The organism is Moraxella lacunata, from assembly GCF_002027545.1.
Lineage (GTDB): Bacteria > Pseudomonadota > Gammaproteobacteria > Pseudomonadales > Moraxellaceae > Moraxella > Moraxella lacunata.
Map to the genome: position 1 here is coordinate 1 of NZ_MXAN01000017.1, position 1,013 is coordinate 1,013.

A 1,013-nucleotide genomic window follows, 5' to 3' on the forward strand; every position below is an offset into this window, starting at 1 on the left:
GTGCGTACCACGCACCTTTTAAATAGAAATCTTATTGGTGCGTACTACGCACCTTGTATATCTCCAATGAGTTATAATAAGCAAAAACCCGTTATCCACATCTTGCACGCACCTTAGAACCATTAAGGGTAACACCCAAGATTAAGTTCGCCTCGTAGCTCTAAGAGTGGATAACATTTCATCAAAAAAACCGTACAGTTGATAGACTCAAAACCGAATACAAGGCAGGTTAATGATGAATGCTAAATTAAACAAACAAGCCTCTAATCCTACGGATGTTGCCATTTACTGCGGCATTGATGTGGGTAAGAAAGTCTTTGTGGTATCACTCTCTTGCAAAGACAAAACCAAAACCTTTTCAAACACAGGGGGCGACATCAAACAAGCGGTGGCTTATCTTAACACCAATGCAGGTATACATCTATCATTGGTGGTGCTTGAAAGCACAGGTGGGCTTGAAATTCCCCTTGCCAAAGCCCTGTATCAAGCAGGTTTTCGTGTGGTGATTGCCAACCCTAATAAAACCAGTCAGTTTGCTAGGTCTTATTCTAATGCCAAGACAGACAATCAAGATGCCAAAATGCTTGCTTTATACGCCAAGTTTTTAACACTCGATGAGCTTGAACTTACCAAACACCTTTATGCACCACCCAGCAAGGAGCAAGAACACTTAGAAGCGTTGGTTGTTCGGCGTACTCAGCTTGTATCAATGCGTGTTCAAGAGAAAAACCGCTTACATCAAATTCATCAAAGCCAGCTTGACAGTGTTAAACAGGTCATTAGCTACCTTGATGAACAGATTGCAAGGCTAGAACAAGACATTGACACGTTAAATAAACACTTTGATGACACCACAAAAAAGTTTAAAGACATCAAGGGGGTTGGTAATCTCACCCTTGCCACTTTGATGTCAATGTTGCCTGAGCTTGGTACCCTAAATAACAAACAAATCGCCTCCTTAGTGGGTGTTGCCCCACACCCCAAAGAAAGTGGCACCATGAAGTGGAAAAGCC

Annotated in this window: 1 protein-coding gene; it reads left to right on the plus strand. The window is 42.2% G+C overall.

Translation table 11 applies throughout. The features are described from left to right. Positions 1–232 precede the first annotated feature (232 nt). Positions 233–1,013 (plus strand): IS110 family transposase (locus B5J94_RS03555; RefSeq protein ID WP_079363937.1); only part of this gene is annotated, 781 nt, incomplete at its 3' end.